This window comes from Nocardioides sp. Z30_9 (assembly GCF_058215735.1).
Map to the genome: position 1 here is coordinate 203,672 of NZ_JBZAJF010000003.1, position 17,828 is coordinate 221,499.

Genomic DNA, 17,828 nt, shown 5'->3' on the forward strand with positions numbered 1-17,828 from the left:
GGCCCCGAGGCGGACTGCCGCAGGGGGCTCTCACGCCACTGCTCCTACGCTGGTCCCATGAGCAACGACACCTCTGCCGAGGGCCGTCCTACGGGTCCGCGCGACCCCCGTCCCTACGACGCAGTGCTCCTCGTCTCCTTCGGTGGACCCGAGAAGCCCGACGACGTGCTGCCGTTCCTGCGCAACGTGACGGCCGGCAAGGACATCCCCGACGCCCGCCTCGAGGAGGTCGGGGAGCACTACTTCGCCTTCGGTGGGCGCAGCCCGATCAACGACCAGAACCGCGACCTGGTGGACGCGATCCAGAGCGACCTCGAGGTCAACGACGTGGCCCTCCCCGTCTACTGGGGCAACCGGAACTGGGACCCCTTCCTGCGCGACACGCTGGAGCAGATGGCCCGGGACGGTGTCACCCGCGCGGCAGCCCTGGTCACGAGCGCCTACTCCTCCTACAGCGGGTGCCGGCAGTACCGCGAGAACCTCGCCGCGGCGGTGGCCGAGGTGCCGGGGGCGCCGCGGATCGACCGGCTGCGCCACTACTTCAACCACCCGGGCTTCATCGAGCCGATGGTCGACGCCACCCTGGCCGCGCTGGCGGACCTGCCCGAGGAGGCCCGGAGGGGTGGGCACATCGCGTTCGTGACCCACTCCATCCCGCTGGCGATGAACGAGACCAGCGGACCGCTGGGTGGTGCCTACGTCGCCCAGCACCGGGTCGTGGCAGCCGAGATCATCGAGCGGGTGCGCGAGGAGACCGGCCACCGGTACCCCTCCGAGCTGGTGTTCTGCTCGCGGTCGGGTCCTCCGCACGTCCCGTGGCTCGAGCCCGACGTCAACGACCACCTGCGCTCGCTGCGCGGACGCGAGGTCCCGGGCGTGGTGGTGGTGCCGATCGGCTTCGTCTCCGACCACATGGAGGTCGTCTACGACCTCGACACCGAGGCGGCGGCGACCGCCGACGAGATCGGGCTGCCCTTCGCCCGGGCCGCGACCGCAGGTCTCGACCCGAGGTTCGTGGCGATGGTGCGCGACCTGCTGCTGGAGCGAGCCGCCGTGGAGCGCGGGGAGCACCCCGTGCGCGCGGCCGTCGGGTCCGACCCGTCCTGGGACGTCTGCCCGGCCCGGTGCTGCCCCAACCCCCGTGGCGACCGGCCCGCGCTCTGCGGACAGGACTAGGCGATGAGTGGGGGGCCGGCTGTGCCGTCGAGCTCGGACCTGCTCGCGCTGGCGACCGCCGCCGCCCGCGAGGCCGGCGAGCTGGTAGCCGGGATGCGCGCGGGCGGGGTGGACGTGGCCGCGACGAAGTCGAGCGTGGCCGACGTGGTGACCCTGGCCGACCGCGCGAGCGAGGAGCTCATCCGGGACCGGCTGCTCGGCCCGCGGCCCGGTGACGGCTTCGTGGGGGAGGAGGGCGAGGACGTCCCCAGCAGCTCGGGCGTCAGGTGGATCGTCGATCCCATCGACGGCACCGTGAACTACCTCTACGGCAGGCCGGAGTACGCCGTGTCGATCGCCGCGGAGGTGGCCGGCGTGGTCGTGGCGGGCGTGGTGCTCGGCCCGGCCACCGGTCTGGAGTACGCCGCCACGCTCGGTGGGGGAGCCACCCGCAACGGCGTACCCGTCCGGGTCGGGGACACCCCGCCCCTGGACCAGACGCTGGTGGCCACCGGGTTCAGCTACGAGGCCGCCGTCCGGGCCAGACAGGGCAAGTCGGTGGCCCGGATGCTGCCGCAGGTGCGCGACATCCGTCGCAACGGCTCCTGTGCACTAGACCTGTGCGCGGTCGCGTCGGGGGAGTGTGACGGCTACGTGGAGGAGGGTCCGCACCTGTGGGACTACGCCGCGGGAGGGCTCGTGGCGCGCGAGGCCGGCGCCGTCCTCGAGGTCTGGCCGGCCCCCCTGGTGAACCCGACCGCGCGTCTGCTGGTGTGCGCTCCCGCGGCCGGCTGGGAGACGTTCCTCACGCTCGTGGGCGCCTGTGGCTTCCCCGTCGGGGAGCCGGATCCACAGCCGTCGGGGGGCCCGACCGTGGTCTGACCTGCGGCTGCTCGGCGATCGGCCGGACCGGGAACAAGAAGTGTTCGCCCGGTGTTCACGCCTCGTTCGAGTGTCTGTTGTCAGCACGGGGTTGCGCTCATGTGCACAATCAACCCGGTGTGGTGCACAATCTGCGCCGCACACGTGATTTCGACGCTCCGATGAATCTCGGGGCTCGATTAGGGCACTGGCCCAACCGACGCCCGGAAACCACGCTGGGACTGGGGAGCAGGAGAAAGATACGCATGGCAACCGATTACGACGCACCGCGCAAGACCGAAGAAGAGCAGAACGAGGACAGCCTCGAAGAGCTCAAGGCGCGCCGTCACGACAAGAACTCCGGAAAGGTCGACGAGGACGAGGCAGAAGCAGCCGAGTCCTTCGAGCTCCCGGGGGCGGACCTCTCGCACGAGGAGCTGGCCGTCGAGGTCAAGCCCAAGCAGGTGGACGAGTTCACCTGCATGAGCTGCTTCCTGGTGCACCACCGCAGTCAGCTCGCTGACGAGAAGAAGCTGATCTGTCGCGACTGCGCCTGACCCACGCAGCACGAAGGGCCGCTCTCCCACCGGGAGAGCGGCCCTTCGTCATCTCAGGTCCGGGTCAGCTGGTCGCAGCCTTCGCCTTCTTGGTGCTCTGTTCGTCCGAACCGAGCCCCGGGGGCAGGTGGCCGGTGGACTTGGCGTAGTAGTTCGCCGCCTTCCGGGTTGCCAGCATCCGCGCCACCTGGACCGCAGTACCGCTGGCCACGGCCCACAGCACGGCCTCCCACAGCTCCACGTCGGGGTCGGCGGGGTTCGCCGGGGGGTTCTTGCCGGTGGCGGTCTGCCAGGCCTTGGTGAGGCTCTTGCGCGCCACGGTGGCGCCGAACAGCGCTGCCGCGAGCGAGAAGATCGACCACACCTTCGAGCTGTCCTGCGACTTCTTCGACTTGTCCTTGGCCATGTCCTGCCTTTCAGGTGGGGCGATGTCAGGGATTGGGTACCCAGGAACCGCCCACCCTAGTCAGGACGGCCGGCGATCTCGGCGCTGGTGAGCGCGGCCGCGAGCCGATCCGGGTGCCGCGTGGAGACCAGCCAGTACGGCGTGGGGTCGGCCGGGTCGGAGACGGCCACCTTCACCGACCGCTTCAGGTAGGGGCGGGTCACGAGGAACGCGCGGACGTCGGCGTCGACGCCGTGGACCCGGCGGGTCTGCTCCGGGTCCAGGGGCTCGGCCGCGCCGAGGTGCTCGACGGGGATGTGCGCCCGACCGGCGTGGAAGACCCCGTCCCGGATCGCGACGCGGGCGCTGCCGGCCCACGCGAACAGCCCGAAGATCACCAGCAGGAGCGAGCCGCTGGCCAGCCAGGCGGCCCAGGCGGGCATCGCCACGATGAACGCCAGCCACAGCGTGGCGAGGAGCATCGTCGCCTGGACCCACCAGCGCAACGGCACGTAGAGGCTCTCTGAGTACGCAACGGAGGCTGGCGGCGGCACGGGCAAAGCCTGTCACCTCCGATCCTGTGTCACGCGGGTAGGGTCCCCAGCCATGGTGCACATCACGATCAGGCGCATCGACGAAGGGCTGCCCGTCCCCTCCTACGCCCACCCCGGGGACGCCGGCGCCGATCTGCGTTCCACGGTCGACCTCACCCTGGAGCCCGGCGAACGTGCCCTGGTGCCGACGGGGATCGCGATGGCGCTCCCGGAGGGGTACGTCGGGCTGGTGCACCCGCGCTCGGGGCTCGCGGCCCGCCACGGCATCTCGGTCGTCAACACGCCCGGGACCATCGACGCCGGCTACCGCGGGGAGATCAAGGTGTGCCTGGTCAACACCGATCGCCACGAGCCGTTCGACGTGCACCGCGGTGACCGGATCGCCCAGCTGGTGATCCAGCGCTTCGAGACCGCGGTGTTCCTCGAGGCCGACGACCTGCCGGAGTCGGTCCGCGGCGCCGGGGGCTACGGTTCCACAGGAGGCTTCCACCAGGAGGTGCCCCCCAGGAGCAGCCAGGAGACCGGCCAGGACCCCGAACAGGGCCGGGCAGGAGGGACAGCAACGTGAGGTTCGGCCGCAAGTCAGGCTCGGCGCAGTCCCAGGAGACCCCGGAGGTCGAGGAGTCCGAGGACTCCACGCTCGCCTCGGACCCGGCCGTGGCCGAGAGCCCGCGCGGTCCGCTGGACGCATCCGAGCTCCAGGACGAGGACCACGAGGGCATCGACCTCGGCAGCCTGCTGATCGCGCCGGTCGGCGCCCAGGAGCTCCAGTTGCAGGTCGACGAGGACTCCGGCCAGGTGATCGCCGTCGTGCTGGTCGGTGAGGACGGTGCCCTGGAGCTGCGGGCGTTCGCCGCCTCCCGTGGCGGCGGGGCCTGGGACGAGCTGCGGCCGCGGATCGCCGCGGAGATGGCGCGCATGGGCGGCACCTCCGACGAGCAGTCGGGCACCTTCGGCACCGAGCTGCTGTGCATGGTGCCGATCCAGGACCAGAACGGGAACCCGGCGACCCAGGCGTCCCGCGTCATCGGCTGCGAGGGCCCGGCCTGGCTGCTGCGAGCCACGATCATCGGCCCGCCCGCCCTGGACCCCGAGCTCGCCTCCCGGTGGGAGGAGACGATCCGCAAGGTCGTCGTACGCCGTGGCCGCGGGGCGATGGCCCCCGGTGCGCCCCTGCCGCTGACGCTGCCGCCGGAGGCGCGCCGCGTCGACGCACCCGGCGAGTGACTGGGGCGACTGACTAGTCTGTGCCGCATGTCCCCGCACAAAGGCCGCCTGCGGGCTTCCATCAGTCGCTGGGCCAACCAGGACCGCGACGAGGCCAAGGAGCTCCGTGAGGGCGCCGAGAAGGCGGGTCTGGTCACCGTCGCCGACGCACCGGACCGGCGCCGGGTCGTGGTCCAGGGGACCCTGCGGACCGTCACCCTGCGCCCGCGCGGTGGCGTGCCCGCGCTGGAGGCCGAGCTCTACGACGGCTCCGGCTCGATCAGCGTGGTGTGGCTCGGCCGGCGCCGGATCGGCGGCATCGCCCCGGGCCGCAGCATGAGGATCGAGGGCCGGATCGGCCTGCAGGACGGTGTCCGGGTGATGTACAACCCGCGCTACGAGCTGAGGCCCCGGTGACCTCTGAGAGGCCGGGATCCTCCGGGGGAGCCGCCCGGACCGCTCCCGACGGGCAGCCGACTGCCCGCACGGTCGAGGAGGTGATCCGCAAGCAGCTCTCCACCGCGCTGGGCGGCACCCGCGGCATGCTCGAGGCGGCGGTGCCGACGATCGCGTTCACGGTGCTCTTCCTGACCGTGCACGACCTCAGGCTGGCGATCATCGTCAGCGTCGGCTGCGCCGGGGTGTTGCTGGCGGTGCGCCTCGCGCAGCGCTCCTCGCCCCAGTTCGTGCTCAACGCACTGGTGGGCATCGGGATCGGCGCCCTGTTCGCCTGGCGCGCCGCGCGCGGCGGCGGCGACGAGGGGGAGCAGGCCCTCGCGTACTTCCTGCCCGGCCTGCTCTACAACTTCGCCTACGCGGTGCTGATGGTCTTCACGATCGTGATCCGCTGGCCGCTGGTGGGCTTTCTGGTCGGCAGCGTGGCCGGTGACCCGACGGCGTGGCACGCCGACCGGAACGTCGTACGCCTGTGCAGCCGGCTGACGTGGCTGCTGGCGCTGCCGTGCGTGCTCCGGGTCGTGGTCCAGGCGCCGATCTACCTCGCCGGGCGCAACGGCTGGTGGTCCACCGACTCCGCGGTCGCCGCGCTCGGCGTCGCGAAGCTGGCCATGGGGTGGCCGCTCCAGGTCGCCTGCCTCGCCGGGATGGTCTGGCTGCTCACCCGCAACAGCACGCCCGTGGCCCCCGGGGAGCCCGGACCGCGCCTGTGAGTCAGTTGGTGTGGCGCTTGCCACCGCTGTGCTCGTCGGGCGCCAGCATCCTCTCCAGCTCCTCCTCGAGCTCGGCCGGTACGACGAACAGCAGCTCGTCACCGGCCTCGATGGGCTGCTCGGGGTCCGGGGTGTAGACCTGCCCGTCGCGCAGGATGGTCACCAGGGCGCAGTTCTCCGGGAACGGGACCAGGCCCGAGGGCTTGCCGACGTACGGCGAGTTCGAGGGCATCGTCATCTCGACCAGGTTGGCGTTGCCCTTGCGGAAGGTGAACAGCCGGACGAGGTCGCCGACCGTGACCGCCTCCTCGACCAGCGCCGACATGATCCGCGGCGTCGAGACGTTGACGTCGACGCCCCACGCCTCGGTGAACAGCCACTCGTTGTTGGGGTGGTTGACCCGGGCGACGGTGCGGGGAACCCCGAACTCGGTCTTCGCGAGCAGCGAGGTGACCAGGTTGGCCTTGTCGTCACCGGTCGCGGCGATCACCACGTCGCACTCCTCGAGCCGTGCCTCCTCCAGCGAGGAGAGCTCGCAGGAGTCAGCGAGCAGCCACTCGGCGTCGGGGACGCGGTCGGGCTTGATCGAGGAGGGCTCCTTGTCGATGAGCAGCACCTCGTGGCCGTTCCCGATCAGCTCGCGGGCGATCGAACGGCCCACGGCTCCAGCACCTGCGATTGCGACGCGCATCCCTACTCGGCCTCCGGACCCTTCTTGAGAACGTCGTAGACCCGGGCGGCGTTCTGCTCGCGCATCACCAGGTGGAGCTCGTCGCCCTCCTGGAGCACCGACTCCCTGGTGGGCAGCATGCCCTCGCCGAGCCGGTCGATCCAGGCGATCCGGCTGGTGGACTGCTCCTGGAAGTGCACCGTGCGGTGGCCCACCCAGACCTCGGAGACCGGCACGTGGTCGACCCGGATCGTGCCCGAGGGGTCCCGGAAGTCCGGCTCGGCGCCGGCAGGCAGGATCCGCCGGAGCACCTGGTCGGCGGTCCACTTCACCGTGGCGACCGTGGTGATCCCGAGCCGCTGGTAGACCTCGGCGCGGCCGGGGTCGTAGATCCGGGCGACGACCTGCTGGATCCCGAAGGTCTCCCGGGCAACCCGGGCCGCGATGATGTTGGAGTTGTCGCCGCTGCTGACCGCCGCGAACGCGTCCGCGCGCTGGATACCGGCCTCGGTGAGGACCGCCTGGTCGAACCCGTAGCCGGTCACCTTGGTGCCGTTGAAGGAGGGACCCAGCCGCCGGAACGCATCGGGGTTGCTGTCGATGACGCTCACGGTGTGGTTCCGGTCCTCGAGGCTGCGGGCGAGCGTCGAGCCGACGCGGCCGCAGCCCATGATCACGACGTGCACGTGAGGAACACTAGGGCATCAAGGCCCCCGGGTTACCGGTCCGTGAGAACGGCGACCTACATCACTCCCCGTCCCGCCGCGCAACCGGTCCACGTGCCCTAACCTCGCAGGGTGGGCGTCGGCAATGTCTCGAAGCGGATTCTGCTCGGCCGCAAGCTGCGCAGCTCCCAGCTGGGCGAGACCTTGCTGCCGAAGCGCATCGCCCTGCCCGTCTTCGCCAGCGACGCGCTCTCCTCGGTGGCCTACGCGCCGGACGAGGTCTTCATCATGCTCTCGATCGCGGGCGCCTCGGCGTACGCGTTCAGCTGGAAGATCGGGCTCGCCGTCGCGCTTGTGATGCTGACCGTGGTCGCGTCGTACCGGCAGAACGTGCACGCCTACCCCAGCGGCGGCGGTGACTACGAGGTCGCCAAGGTCAACCTGGGTAAGAACGCCGGGGTGACGGTCGCGGCGGCGCTGCTGGTCGACTACGTGCTCACGGTGGCGGTGTCGATCTCGTCGGGGGTCCAGAACGCCGCCTCGGCGATCCCGCAGATCTCCGGTCACGAGTCGACGGTGGCGTGCGGCCTGGTGCTGGCGCTGGCCGCGGTCAACCTGCGCGGGGTCCGGGAGTCGGGCGCCTTCTTCGCGGTGCCGACGTACGGCTTCATGATCGCCGTGCTCGGGATGGGGCTGTACGGCGCCCTGAGGGCCGCCGAGGGCACCCTGCCCGACGTGGAGAGCGCCGACCTGGTGATCACTCCGTCCCCGGGGTACGAGGGTGAGATCACCCAGGTCGCGATGATCTTCCTGCTGGCGCGGGCGTTCTCGTCGGGCTGTGCGGCTCTGACCGGGGTGGAGGCCATCTCCAACGGCGTGCCCGCTTTCCGCAAGCCGAAGAGCCGCAACGCCGCCACGACGCTGTTCCTGCTCGGGGCCATCTCGATCACGATGATGCTGAGCATCATCGTGCTGGCCCGGTCGATGGGCCTGAGGTACGTCGACCCGCACGAGCTGGACCGGCTCACCAACCCCGACGGCTCCGCGCTGCCCAAGGGCTACGACCAGCACACCGTGATCGCCCAGATCGCGCGGGCGGTGTTCAGTGACTTCCCGCCCGGGTTCTACTTCGTGGTCGCGATGACCGGGATCATCCTGGTGCTGGCCGCCAACACGGCGTTCAACGGCTTCCCCGTGCTCGGTTCGATCCTGGCCAAGGACGGGTTCGCGCCGCGGCAGCTCGGCTCGCGCGGCGACCGGCTCGCCTACAGCAACGGCATCTTGATCCTGGCCGGGTTCGCGATGGTGCTCATCGTCGCGTTCGACGCCGAGGTGACCCGGCTGATCCAGCTCTACATCGTCGGGGTGTTCGTCTCGTTCAACCTCAGCCAGCTCGGGATGATCCTGCACTGGACCCGGTTGCTGAAGTCAGAGACCGACCCCGCCGAGCGCCGCCGGATGTTCCGCTCGCGGGTGATCAACACGATCGGCCTGGCGATGACGGCGGTGGTGTTCGTCATCGTGCTGCTGACGAAGTTCCTCGCGGGCGCCTGGATCGCGATCCTCGCCATGCTGGTCTTCTACGCCCTCCTGCGCTCGATCCGGCGCCACTACGACCGGGTCGAGGATGAGCTCGCCGTGGGCGACGACGACCAGATGCTCCCGACGCGCGTGCACGCGATCGTGCTGGTCTCCAAGCTGCACAAGCCGACGATGCGGGCGCTGGCCTATGCCAAGGCGAGTCGGCCCAACATTCTCGAGGCGGTGTCGGTGGACGTCGACGGGACCTCCTCGGACCGGCTGGTCGACGAGTGGGACGCGCGCCGGATCGACGTACCGCTGAAGATCCTGTACTCGCCCTACCGCGAGGTGATCCGGCCGGTCGTCCAGTACACCGCGGAGATCCGCAAGGCGAACCCGCGCGGGGTCGTGGCGGTCTACATCCCCGAGTACGTCGTGGGCCGCTGGTGGGAGCAGGCGCTGCACAACCAGTCGGCGCTGCGCCTCAAGGCCCGGCTGCTGTTCACTCCGGGCGTCATGGTGATCTCGGTGCCCTACCAGCTGCGCGGGGCCGAGGCTGCCAAGGAACGCGCGGACGGCGACCTGCACCGGCTGCGGCCCGGCGACATCCGTCGCGGACGCACCAGGACCGGCCGATGACGACGGAGCAGTCGCCGCTCGTGGGTCGCCGCTTCGAGGTGGAGGTGGGCCCGGTGGCGCACGGCGGCCACTTCGTCGCCCGGGTGCACACCGGTGCGGACGAACGGGAGATGGTCGTGTTCGTGCGACACGCCCTGCCCGGTGAGCGGGTCACGGTCGAGATCACCGAGGACAGCGGCAAGTTCCTGCGCGGCGACGCCGTGCGCGTCGAGACGCCCTCGGCGCACCGGGTGGAGCCGCCCTGCCCGCTGGCGCACCCCGGAGGCTGCGGCGGCTGCGACTTCCAGCACGTCGAGCTCTCCGAGCAGCGCCGCCTCAAGGCCGCCGTGGTGGCCGAGCAGCTCTCCCGCCTCGCCGGGATCGATCGCGAGGTGACCGTCGAGCCGGTGCCGGGCGACCAGGACGGCCTGTTCTGGCGGACCCGGATGCAGTACGTCCACCTGCCCGGCGGCGGGCGCGGGCTGCGCAAGCACCGTTCGCACGACGTGATCGAGGTGGAGCGGTGCCTGATCGCCCACCCCGACGCGCGGGAGCCGGAGCAGTCCGGCCCGGTCATCGAGCGGGTCGAGTCCGAGCGGTTCGGTGACCACGAGTTCGCGGTGGCCGGCGACGGGTTCTGGCAGGTGCACCCGGGCGCTCCCCGTGTCTTGGTGGAGACGGTGCTCGGGATGCTGGCACCACAGCCGGGGGAGCAGGTGCTCGACCTCTACTCAGGGGTGGGGCTGTTCACGGCCTACCTGGCCGACGCGGTCGGTGAGAGCGGGTCGGTGACGGCCATCGAAGGGGACAGGGTGGCGACCGACCTCGCTCGGGAGAACCTTGCGGCGTACCCCCAGGTGAGGGTGGTCCGCGACCGCGTGGACCGGGCTCTGAACCGGCTCGGCAAGGCCGAGGGCCGCTCCGACCTCGTGGTGCTGGATCCGCCCCGGGCCGGCGCCAAGCGCCAGGTGGTGCGGGCCATCGCCGAGCAGGGACCTCGCGCCGTGGCGTACGTCGCCTGCGACCCGGCCGCCCTCGCCCGCGACATCTCCTACTTCGCCGAGGCCGGCTACCGGCTCGAGGAGTTGCGCGCGTTCGACCTGTTCCCGATGACCAGTCATGTGGAGGTTGTTGCGCAACTCGTGAGATGCGGACCCCCTCACTAGCGGGTCAGAGTCCCCACGATTTCCTCCCAGTGCCGCAGCGGCACCAGGTGTCCCTCTCCGGGGTAGACGACGAGGCTGGCGTCGGGCAGGTGGTGCCGCAACCATTCGCCGTTGACAGGCGGAGCCATCTGGTCGAGTTCGCCGTACCAGAGGTGGACCGGGCATCGGATGTCCTCCAACTCGATACCCCATGGGCCGCACCAGGCGACGTTGTCCCAGGCAATTCCCATCGGCCCTTGCCGCAAGCCCTCATGCAGCACCGAGAAGAGGTTTCCGCGCAAGACCGGGTCACAGACCACGGCTGGATCCGTCTCGCCCCAAAGCCAGTCGATCCAGGGGGCTCGCTCGTCGTCGCGGACCGACATCATGGTTTGCAACATCTCCTCGTTGCCGATGCCGAACTGTTCGGCGGCACGAGCCGGCTCGTCGGGGAGGAACGAGAGGGCAAGGCGGTCGTTGTCGGTGAAGCTCTCGAGCGCCCCCGGCACCTGTTGGAACGGCGCGTTCCCACCAGCCACGCCCGCTCGGATCACGCGTTCGCCCAGCACTGCCGCGGCGGCTAGCGCAAAGGGTCCACCCCCTGACCACCCGAATGCTGCAAACCGCCCTATACCGAGACTGTCCGCGAGAGCGTCGACATCGTGCGCGATGCTGATGAGGCTGTACGGACCGGGACCAGAGCCGCCGTAGCCCGGCCGGTCGAAGCTGACCACCCGGACTCCCAGTGCCGTGGCGATCTCCTCACCGAAGCTGAGATCCAGTCGCGACCCGGGCGTGCCGTGGAAGTAGACGATCGGAGTTCCCCCGGAGTCCCCAGCTTCCCGGACCAGGATCGAATGACGTCCCGTCACGATCTCGCGCTCAATCATGCCGTGAGTATGCCGCCGAGCTGGCGGAGATCCTTGAGGATCACTGGGGCCTTCTGTATGAGGGACAGGTGGCCCTCTCCCTCGAGCAGTTGCGCCGACGCCCCGGCGACGTTCACGGCCAGCCACTCCGCGTGGGCGAACGGCACCATCGCGTCCAGGCGGCCTTGCCACACCGAGACCGGTACTCGGATCGCTTGCAGGTCGAACCCCCAAGGACGCGTATGGGTCATGTCGTCGTCGCGCCACCCCACGATGCCCTGACGTCCGGCAGCGTTGACCGAGGCTGCGAGATACCCGGCCAGTTCGCCGTCCAGCGCGGCGCGGTCCACCGGGGGCGCCAGCGCGCCAAGTCCTACGGCGACGTCCTCGGCACTGACGGTGAAGAACCCCGTCTGGGTCTCCAGGAACGCCTCGAGCGCCTCGACACCGGCGAAGACGGCCGTGTACTCCGCGACGTTTTCCTCGGCCATGCCGTCGCGAATGTCCCCGTCGTACTCATCGGCTGGAGCGATGCCGACGCAGCACGCGGCCGCCAGACACCGGTCCGGCAGCAGCGCAGCGCAGGCCAGCGCGCGCGGCCCACCGCCGGACCACCCGATGGTGAGAAAGTCGCCCACCCCGAGGTGGTCGAGCACCGTGACGGTGTCCGCGACGTCATCGGCGACCCGCGCCGTCGTTGCCCCGTCCGGGCGCGGCGACGAGGCGCCGTACCCCGGGCGCGAGTAGGAGATCACCCGGAGACCCTGCTCCGCCGCGGCGCGCTCCAGGGTCGGGAAAGGCACCGCACCTTGGGGAGTCCCGTGGTGGTACAGGAGCGGGAACCCGTCGTCCGGCCCCGCGTCGAGCACCTCGAGGCTGCGGCCGTCGTCGGTCGGGACGATGAGTGGCACGACTACTTGTCCCCCTTCGGCAGACTGCCTCGAATTGCTGGTCCGCCGAGTCACAGGCTACAGAGGCGGGCGCGGCTTCCCGACAACCTGTGACTACACACCCCGTGGGCGGCATCGCTGCAGGCCAGAGGGCAGTTTCGTCCATGGAGTGCAGCCAGTCGAACTGGATCGCACTCAGGCTCGGGCACATCGACCTCTTCCCGATGACGCACCACGTGGAATGCGTGGCGCTGCTGGTGAAAACCGGCTCTGACCTGCAGGGACTAACAGCTGCGGGGTGTTTGCCCGTCGGGGGTCATGGTCACGTTTGGTCGATGACGACGTAGAGCCTGGTGATCTCCTCGTCACGGACGTGGAGCACGTCGCGTCCCGTGGCCAGCGCTGGCCCGTCGGCGACAGCGAGGGTCCATCCGTAGGTGACCAGGTCCTGGGCCACCTGGATCGGCCCCGACCGGACGATCGTCGCCCCGGGGACCTGGGCCTGGAGACCAGCGATCGCCTGTTCCATGCCGTCATGGCCCCGCAGCCCCCGCTCTGGCTCGCCGATGAACACATCGGAGGAGTACACAGAGACGATGGACTGGGCTCTCCGTGGTCCTGGCGGGGCGTTCCAGGTGTCGAGGTGTGCCGCGACGATGCTCTCGATGGACTTCATGGGATTTCCTTCGCACGCTGGTGGTCGGTCAACAGGTAGAAGTCCCTGATGTCCTCGCCGGTCGTGGGTTGCGTAGGTGATGTCCACGCAGATGGCGAGTGCGCGGAGGGTCAGGGCAAGGAGAGCTCCTTGAGCTGTCTGCGGGAGGTGATGTCGAGCTTGCGGAAGATGCTCCGCAGGTGAGCCTCGATCGTGCGCGGGCTCAGGAACAGCTGTGCGCCGACCTCGCGGGAGGTTGCCCCGGTGGCCACCAGACGCGCGATGTGCAGCTCGTGGGCAGTCAAGGCATCGCTCGCCTGAGCGCGCCGTTTGCGCGGGTGCTCGCCGGTGGCGCGCAGCTCGCGGGCGGCCCGTGCGGCGAACGCCTCCGCGCCCATGTCCATCAGCAGGTCATGGGCGGTCCGGAGCTGTTCGCGGGCGTCCTGGCGGCGCCCTTCGCGGCGTAGCCATTCACCGTAGGCGAGGTGGACCCGAGCAAGATGGCCGCGCATCCTGCTGCCCCCGAGGTGCTTGAGCGCGGCACGGTACCGATCTTCGGCATCCGGTCCGGTGCTCATGAGTGCACGTGAGTGCGCCTCCAGCCCCAGCGCCCATGGCGTGCCGCTGACGCGAGCCCAGGCACCGAACTGCTCCATCGCCTCGGTCGCGTGCTCCGGATGTCCCGAACGGACGGACGCCTCGATGAGCTCCGTGAGGCTGGAGCAGACGACCGGCAGCTCACGTGAGGTGCAAGCCAGTGCAGCGGCCTGTTGTGCCACCGCGTAGTTGCCGAGCCCGTTGTGGAGCACCGCCAAGGCGTACTGGACCTGTGAGGCGTCCGCGCTCCCGTCGGGATAGGCGACGTCCTGGGCGGTGCTTGCGCTGAGCGCAGTCGTCGCGGCCTGGTCGCCGCGCCAAGCATCCAGGATGACCTGAGCGTGCGGCAGCCGCACGCCGCCGGTATCCCGCGTGATCGAGGTCGCTTCGCTCGCGAGCTCGGCGGCTCGGGCGAGCTCGCCCATCAGGACGGAGGTGATCGAGAGGAGGTTCAAGGCTGCGGGGAGCGTCGCCAGCGCACCGGCCTCACGCGCCAGCTGGACGTTGCGGCTGGCGAGGAGGTAGAGCAGCTCGTCGTCGAAAAGCGCCACTGCGGTGCGGCCGGCAAGCCATAGCCAGCGGTCGCTGCGGCGCTCCGGTCCAGGAGCTGCGTACGCGCTGTCACACACCGCCTCGACGGCGCGCCGCAGCAGGGGCGCTCCCGCCTCGTAGCCCCTCGTCAGGCTCGTCGCGAGACCGTCCAGGAGCAGGTCAACGGGGCGTGGTGGCACCTCGGCCGGGGGAGCGGCCAGGGCCGCTTCGGCGATCCGCACCGCGTCTTCGCCGCCGTTCAGAACCGCTGCGTCCATCGCGTGCAGATAGGTCTCTCGGGACAGTGCGGGCTCCGACGGGGCGAGCATCGTGGCTGCCTCGAGCAGCATCCGCGGCACGTCTCTGTCTCGAGTCAGGTGGAACGCGATCCGGGCCTGGAGCAGCTTGAGGCGACCGGCTTGCACCGCGTTCAATGGGCCGGCAGCGGCGACGGTCAGCAGCGCCAAGGCACTCTCGGACGCACCGGCGTCATGCTTGGCCTGCGCGGCTTCCAGCGCACGCCTCGCGCGAGTGGCAGGTTCAGGAGACAGGTCGGCTGCGCGGTGCAGGAACGCGGCTGCAGCGGCCAACCCGCCGCGGCGACGTGCCCGGTCGGCCGAGCGCTCCAGCTCGGCGGCGACGTCCTCGTCGGTGCCCTGTACCGCTTGTGCGCGGTGCCAAGCAAGCCGGTCAGGGTCGGACTCCGGGTCGGTGGCTACCGCCAATGCGTCGTGAGCTCGGCGCTGGTCCGGGGGCGTGGCCGCCTGGTAGACCGCAGAGCGCACGAGGGGATGACGGAAGCGCACTCGGGAGGTGATCTCCACCAGCTCCGCCGCTTCGGCGGGCGCGGCCGCCTCTCGGGCGATGCCCAGGTGGGTGGCCGCGCGCCACAGCAGCGCCGGGTCGCCGGTCGGGTCGGCCGCGGCGACCAGCAGCAGCAACTGGGTCTCGGCCGGCAGGCTGGCCGAGCGGCGTCGGAAACTCTCCTCGATGCGGCGAGGGACGCTCGGTAGATCTGGCAGCTCGAACCCACCTGCCAGGTGTGTGAGCTCGACGCTCCGGGGCAGCTCCAGCAGCGCCAAGGGGTTTCCTCGTGCCTCGGCGACGATCCGGTTGCGTACCCCCTCATCGAGAGGTGCGCGGACCGCGGTGCTCAGCAGCGCGTGCGCGTCGGTCTCCCCGAGCCTGTCCAGGCGCAGCTCGGGCAACCCGTCGAACGGGTGGTTGCCGCCTGCCGCGGAGTCACGCAGCGTGAACACCAGCGCCACACGCTCGGCCGACACCCGTCGCGCAACGAAGGCCAGGACCTGAGCAGACGCCTGATCCAACCACTGCGCATCGTCGATGAGACACAGCAGCGGGGTCTCGTCGGCGGCCTCGGCCAGAAGGTTGAGAATGGCCAGCCCCACGAGGAACCCCTCCGGCGCCGCGCCGCTGCGCTGCCCGAATGCCACGCAGAGGGCGGTCTGCTGTGGATCAGGCAGCTCACTCGCGTGTTCCAGCAGTGGCGCGCACAGCTGGTGCAGGCCGGCGAACGCGAACTGCGCCTCGGACTCCGCCCCGACCGCATGCTCCACCCGGATCCCCGCGGAGGCCGCAGCGTGCCGGGCATGCTCCAGGACCGCGGTCTTCCCGATTCCCGCCTCCCCGCGCATCACGAGGGCCCCGCTGCGACCCACTTGCGCCTCGGCGAGCAGGTGCTCGATCACCTCGCGCTCGGCACGCCGGCCCAAGAGGTCCACCGGTTCGCTCCCGCCTCGTGACGCCAGAGCGCGCCATTATGGCCTACGAAACCGCGCCGGCCGGGACCCTGCCCGTCTTGCGGGACGGCGTCCTGCCGACTCATCGGTGTCCCACCACCTATGGGAAGCGCCACAACCCGCGCGACCCGACTGTCGGCACGGTGGGGCAGGAGGCACTCAACGCCGTACGACGGGGAGGCAAGGTCGTGCAGGTGGGGCCGGGCCAGCCCACGTCCACGGCGGCCCTCAGCACCATCCTCGGCAGGAGCATCGCGCTCTGTGGGTCGTCGGCAGGAAGAGCGTCTTGTGGACCGGATAGGCCCGCTTTCGAGCGTAGAGACGAAGGCGGTGAACTCAGCGGCTAGATTCCTCCCATGATCGCAGTCGCCGGCAACGGATCGCACCCACGCCAGCCGGCGTCTTCGCGATGACGCGCCGCGTTGAGTGTGTGGCGCCCCGGGTGCGCTGATGGCCGCGATCAGCGACTTCCTCGACCTGGTGGGCCAGCTCGAGGACGTGGCGGTGCGGGACCACGGCCGCTACTTCAAGCTGGAGGTGGCCGGCCGCACCTTCGGCTACCTCTGGGAGCCCACCCGCACGGTCGGTCTGCGGCAGACCCTGGTCGAGCAGGTGGCACTGGTCGCCGAGCGGCCGGAGGTCTTCGAGGTGCAGTTCACCGCCGGCGGCTTCGGCTGGGTCGTCGTCCACCTCGACGGGGTCGAGCGCGACGAGCTCGCCGAACTCACCTTCGAGGCCTGGCGCCTCTCCGCCCCGCCCCAGGTCGTCCTCGACCGCGGCGAGCGCCTCCCCGTCTAGCGGGCTCGCTGGACTCGCCGACCGGGCAGAAATGGTTGGTCCTACGGCGCCGACCGGGCACAAATGGTTAGTCGTACGGCGGTGAGAGGGCAGAAATGGGTGGTCGCGGTGCGCACTTTCTGCCCGGTCGCCGTGCTGGAGCCAACTATTTGTGCCCGGTCGGCGGGTTAGAGGGTGCGGGCGCGCTGGTCGAGGCCGAGGGAGCCGTAGGGGTAGTCGGTGGGGTGCAGGTCGCTGGCCTCGTCGAGGGCGGCGAGCTCGGCGGGGGAGAGGTCGACCTCGACGGAGCCGAGGTTGTCGTCGAGCTGCTCGAGGGTGCGGGCGCCGAGGATCGTTGAGGTCACCCCGGGGCGGTTGGTCACCCAGGACAGCGCGACCTGGGCCATCGAGGAGCCGCGTGCCTCGGCGACCTCCTGGACCGCATCGATGATCGCCCAGGTGCGCTCGGTGCCGCGCCGCTCCCAGGCCTCCATCCCGCGGCCCGGGTCCTCACCGAGCCGGGTGGAGCCCGTGGGTCGCTGGTCGCGCCGGTACTTGCCGCTCAGCCAGCCCCCGCCCAGCGGGCTCCACGGGAGCAGGCCCATGCCGGCGTCCAGGGCGGCGGGGACGAGCTCCCACTCGGTCTCGCGCACGATCAGGCTGTACTGCGGCTGCAGCGTCACCGGCTCCGCCAGGCCGAGGGCACGCGCGGTGTGCACGGCCTTGGTCAGCTGCCACCCGGTGAAGTTGGACAGGCCGTAGTAGCGGATCTTGCCGGCGCGCACGAACCCGTCGAGGGTGCGCAGGGTCTCGGTGAGTGGCGTCCAGGGGTCCCAGGCGTGCACCTGGTAGAGGTCGACGGTCTCGGTGCCGAGGCGGCGCAGCGAGTCGTCGAGCGCGCGGGTGAGGTGGCGCCGGGACAGGCCGACGTCGTTGGGGTCGGTGCCCATCGCGAACCTCCCCTTGGTGGCGAGTACGACGGAGCCGGTCACCTCGGGCGACCGGTCGGCCAGCCACCGACCGATGATCTCCTCGGAGAGGCCCGTGGAGTAGACGTCTGCGGTGTCGATCAGGTTGCCGCCCGCCTCGACGAACCGGTCGAGCTGCGCGTGCGCGCTCTCCTCGTCGGTCTCCTTGCCGAAGGTCATCGTGCCCAGGCACAGCTCGGAGACGGCACAGCCGCTGTTTCCCAAGGTCCGGTAGCGCATGGCCCCACCCTAGGGGCTCGTGGTATCTTGACATC

The 17,828-nt window shown here is 70.6% G+C and carries 19 protein-coding genes; 10 read left to right on the top strand and 9 right to left on the bottom strand.

What is annotated here, in order from left to right; all coding sequences use genetic code 11:
• The first annotated feature begins 57 nt into the window (after nt 1–57).
• From AC4BGB_RS19535 to AC4BGB_RS19545, 3 genes are all read left to right on the top strand, one after another.
• Nucleotides 58–1,176 carry a ferrochelatase gene (locus AC4BGB_RS19535; RefSeq protein WP_490548658.1) on the top strand — a complete coding sequence of 373 codons (1,119 nt, stop codon included), beginning with the start codon at nt 58–60 and terminating at the stop codon, nt 1,174–1,176.
• Between the two features lie 3 nt (nt 1,177–1,179).
• Nucleotides 1,180–2,037, top strand: a complete 858-nt coding sequence (locus tag AC4BGB_RS19540) for an inositol monophosphatase family protein (protein ID WP_490548659.1) — start codon at nt 1,180–1,182, stop codon at nt 2,035–2,037.
• Nucleotides 2,038–2,282: 245 nt separating this feature from the next.
• Complete coding sequence (locus tag AC4BGB_RS19545) at nt 2,283–2,573, top strand: DUF4193 domain-containing protein (protein WP_490548660.1); 291 nt, start codon at nt 2,283–2,285, stop codon at nt 2,571–2,573.
• A 64-nt stretch (nt 2,574–2,637) separates the two neighbouring features.
• Here AC4BGB_RS19545 and AC4BGB_RS19550 read toward each other — a convergent pair whose 3' ends face one another.
• Both AC4BGB_RS19550 and AC4BGB_RS19555 read right to left on the bottom strand, forming a co-directional pair.
• Complete coding sequence (locus tag AC4BGB_RS19550; RefSeq protein ID WP_490548661.1) at nt 2,638–2,979, bottom strand: DUF4235 domain-containing protein; 342 nt, start codon at nt 2,977–2,979, stop codon at nt 2,638–2,640.
• Nucleotides 2,980–3,035: 56 nt separating this feature from the next.
• Nucleotides 3,036–3,512 (bottom strand): DUF3093 domain-containing protein, encoded by a 477-nt coding sequence (locus tag AC4BGB_RS19555; protein WP_490548662.1) that lies wholly within the window; start codon nt 3,510–3,512, stop codon nt 3,036–3,038.
• A gap of 52 nt (nt 3,513–3,564) precedes the next feature.
• On the opposite strand from AC4BGB_RS19555, the gene dut reads away from it, so the two are divergent.
• The 4 genes from dut to AC4BGB_RS19575 are packed head-to-tail and all read left to right on the top strand — an operon-like array spanning nt 3,565 to nt 5,887.
• Nucleotides 3,565–4,080 (top strand): dUTP diphosphatase, encoded by a 516-nt coding sequence (dut, locus tag AC4BGB_RS19560; protein ID WP_490548663.1) that lies wholly within the window; start codon nt 3,565–3,567, stop codon nt 4,078–4,080.
• Nucleotides 4,077–4,739, top strand: a complete 663-nt coding sequence (locus AC4BGB_RS19565; protein ID WP_490548664.1) for a DUF3710 domain-containing protein — start codon at nt 4,077–4,079, stop codon at nt 4,737–4,739. The genes dut and AC4BGB_RS19565 overlap by 4 nt, the downstream gene beginning before the upstream one ends.
• A gap of 27 nt (nt 4,740–4,766) precedes the next feature.
• Nucleotides 4,767–5,135: an OB-fold nucleic acid binding domain-containing protein gene (locus AC4BGB_RS19570; protein ID WP_490548665.1), complete on the top strand. Its 369-nt coding sequence runs from the start codon at nt 4,767–4,769 to the stop codon at nt 5,133–5,135.
• Nucleotides 5,132–5,887 (top strand): DUF3159 domain-containing protein, encoded by a 756-nt coding sequence (locus AC4BGB_RS19575; protein WP_490548666.1) that lies wholly within the window; start codon nt 5,132–5,134, stop codon nt 5,885–5,887. The genes AC4BGB_RS19570 and AC4BGB_RS19575 overlap by 4 nt, the downstream gene beginning before the upstream one ends.
• A 1-nt stretch (nt 5,888) precedes the next feature.
• Here the strand turns inward: AC4BGB_RS19575 and AC4BGB_RS19580 are convergent, their stop codons facing one another.
• Entirely contained in the window at nt 5,889–6,578 is a 690-nt protein-coding gene (locus tag AC4BGB_RS19580) for a potassium channel family protein (protein WP_490548667.1), read from the bottom strand.
• A 2-nt stretch (nt 6,579–6,580) separates the two neighbouring features.
• Nucleotides 6,581–7,228, bottom strand: coding sequence for a potassium channel family protein (locus AC4BGB_RS19585; protein ID WP_490548898.1), 648 nt, complete (start codon nt 7,226–7,228; stop codon nt 6,581–6,583).
• Nucleotides 7,229–7,354: 126 nt separating this feature from the next.
• Between AC4BGB_RS19585 and AC4BGB_RS19590 the strand changes: the two genes are divergently transcribed.
• Together AC4BGB_RS19590 and AC4BGB_RS19595 are read left to right on the top strand one after the other, a co-directional pair.
• Nucleotides 7,355–9,382: an APC family permease gene (locus AC4BGB_RS19590; protein WP_490548668.1), complete on the top strand. Its 2,028-nt coding sequence runs from the start codon at nt 7,355–7,357 to the stop codon at nt 9,380–9,382.
• Nucleotides 9,379–10,527, top strand: a complete 1,149-nt coding sequence (locus tag AC4BGB_RS19595; RefSeq protein WP_490548669.1) for a class I SAM-dependent RNA methyltransferase — start codon at nt 9,379–9,381, stop codon at nt 10,525–10,527. Before AC4BGB_RS19590 ends, AC4BGB_RS19595 begins: the two co-directional genes overlap by 4 nt.
• Here AC4BGB_RS19595 and AC4BGB_RS19600 read toward each other — a convergent pair.
• The 4 genes from AC4BGB_RS19600 to AC4BGB_RS19615 form a co-directional block, all read right to left on the bottom strand.
• A complete protein-coding gene (locus tag AC4BGB_RS19600) occupies nt 10,524–11,396 on the bottom strand; it encodes an alpha/beta fold hydrolase (protein WP_490548670.1) in 873 nt (290 codons plus the stop codon). The two genes, AC4BGB_RS19595 and AC4BGB_RS19600, sit on opposite strands and share 4 nt — an antisense overlap.
• A complete protein-coding gene (locus AC4BGB_RS19605; RefSeq protein WP_490548671.1) occupies nt 11,393–12,286 on the bottom strand; it encodes an alpha/beta fold hydrolase in 894 nt (297 codons plus the stop codon). The genes AC4BGB_RS19600 and AC4BGB_RS19605 overlap by 4 nt, the downstream gene beginning before the upstream one ends.
• Before the next feature lie 301 nt (nt 12,287–12,587).
• Nucleotides 12,588–12,941, bottom strand: coding sequence for a hypothetical protein (locus AC4BGB_RS19610; protein ID WP_490548672.1), 354 nt, complete (start codon nt 12,939–12,941; stop codon nt 12,588–12,590).
• Nucleotides 12,942–13,051: 110 nt separating this feature from the next.
• A complete protein-coding gene (locus AC4BGB_RS19615) occupies nt 13,052–15,790 on the bottom strand; it encodes an ATP-binding protein (RefSeq protein ID WP_490548673.1) in 2,739 nt (912 codons plus the stop codon).
• Nucleotides 15,791–16,258: 468 nt separating this feature from the next.
• Here AC4BGB_RS19615 and AC4BGB_RS19620 point away from each other — a divergent pair, with 468 nt between their 5' ends.
• Entirely contained in the window at nt 16,259–16,606 is a 348-nt protein-coding gene (locus tag AC4BGB_RS19620) for an MmcQ/YjbR family DNA-binding protein (protein ID WP_490548674.1), read from the top strand.
• 167 nt (nt 16,607–16,773) lie between these two features.
• On the opposite strand, the gene AC4BGB_RS19625 is transcribed toward AC4BGB_RS19620, so the two are convergent.
• A complete protein-coding gene (locus AC4BGB_RS19625) occupies nt 16,774–17,793 on the bottom strand; it encodes an aldo/keto reductase (RefSeq protein ID WP_490548675.1) in 1,020 nt (339 codons plus the stop codon).
• Nucleotides 17,794–17,828: the final 35 nt, after the last annotated feature.

Bases quoted from the DNA above. Each gene is read 5' to 3' on its own strand.
- AC4BGB_RS19610 (WP_490548672.1), bottom strand. From the start codon at position 12,941: ATGAAGTCCATCGAGAGCATCGTCGCGGCACACCTCGACACCTGGAAC.
- AC4BGB_RS19535 (WP_490548658.1), top strand. From the start codon at position 58: ATGAGCAACGACACCTCTGCCGAGGGCCGTCCTACGGGTCCGCGCGAC.
- AC4BGB_RS19600 (WP_490548670.1), bottom strand. From the start codon at position 11,396: ATGATTGAGCGCGAGATCGTGACGGGACGTCATTCGATCCTGGTCCGG.
- AC4BGB_RS19570 (WP_490548665.1), top strand. From the start codon at position 4,767: ATGTCCCCGCACAAAGGCCGCCTGCGGGCTTCCATCAGTCGCTGGGCC.
- AC4BGB_RS19540 (WP_490548659.1), top strand. From the start codon at position 1,180: ATGAGTGGGGGGCCGGCTGTGCCGTCGAGCTCGGACCTGCTCGCGCTG.
- AC4BGB_RS19585 (WP_490548898.1), bottom strand. From the start codon at position 7,228: ATGGGCTGCGGCCGCGTCGGCTCGACGCTCGCCCGCAGCCTCGAGGAC.
- dut (WP_490548663.1), top strand. From the start codon at position 3,565: ATGGTGCACATCACGATCAGGCGCATCGACGAAGGGCTGCCCGTCCCC.
- AC4BGB_RS19620 (WP_490548674.1), top strand. From the start codon at position 16,259: ATGGCCGCGATCAGCGACTTCCTCGACCTGGTGGGCCAGCTCGAGGAC.
- AC4BGB_RS19580 (WP_490548667.1), bottom strand. From the start codon at position 6,578: ATGCGCGTCGCAATCGCAGGTGCTGGAGCCGTGGGCCGTTCGATCGCC.
- AC4BGB_RS19625 (WP_490548675.1), bottom strand. From the start codon at position 17,793: ATGCGCTACCGGACCTTGGGAAACAGCGGCTGTGCCGTCTCCGAGCTG.
- AC4BGB_RS19545 (WP_490548660.1), top strand. From the start codon at position 2,283: ATGGCAACCGATTACGACGCACCGCGCAAGACCGAAGAAGAGCAGAAC.
- AC4BGB_RS19595 (WP_490548669.1), top strand. From the start codon at position 9,379: ATGACGACGGAGCAGTCGCCGCTCGTGGGTCGCCGCTTCGAGGTGGAG.
- AC4BGB_RS19550 (WP_490548661.1), bottom strand. From the start codon at position 2,979: ATGGCCAAGGACAAGTCGAAGAAGTCGCAGGACAGCTCGAAGGTGTGG.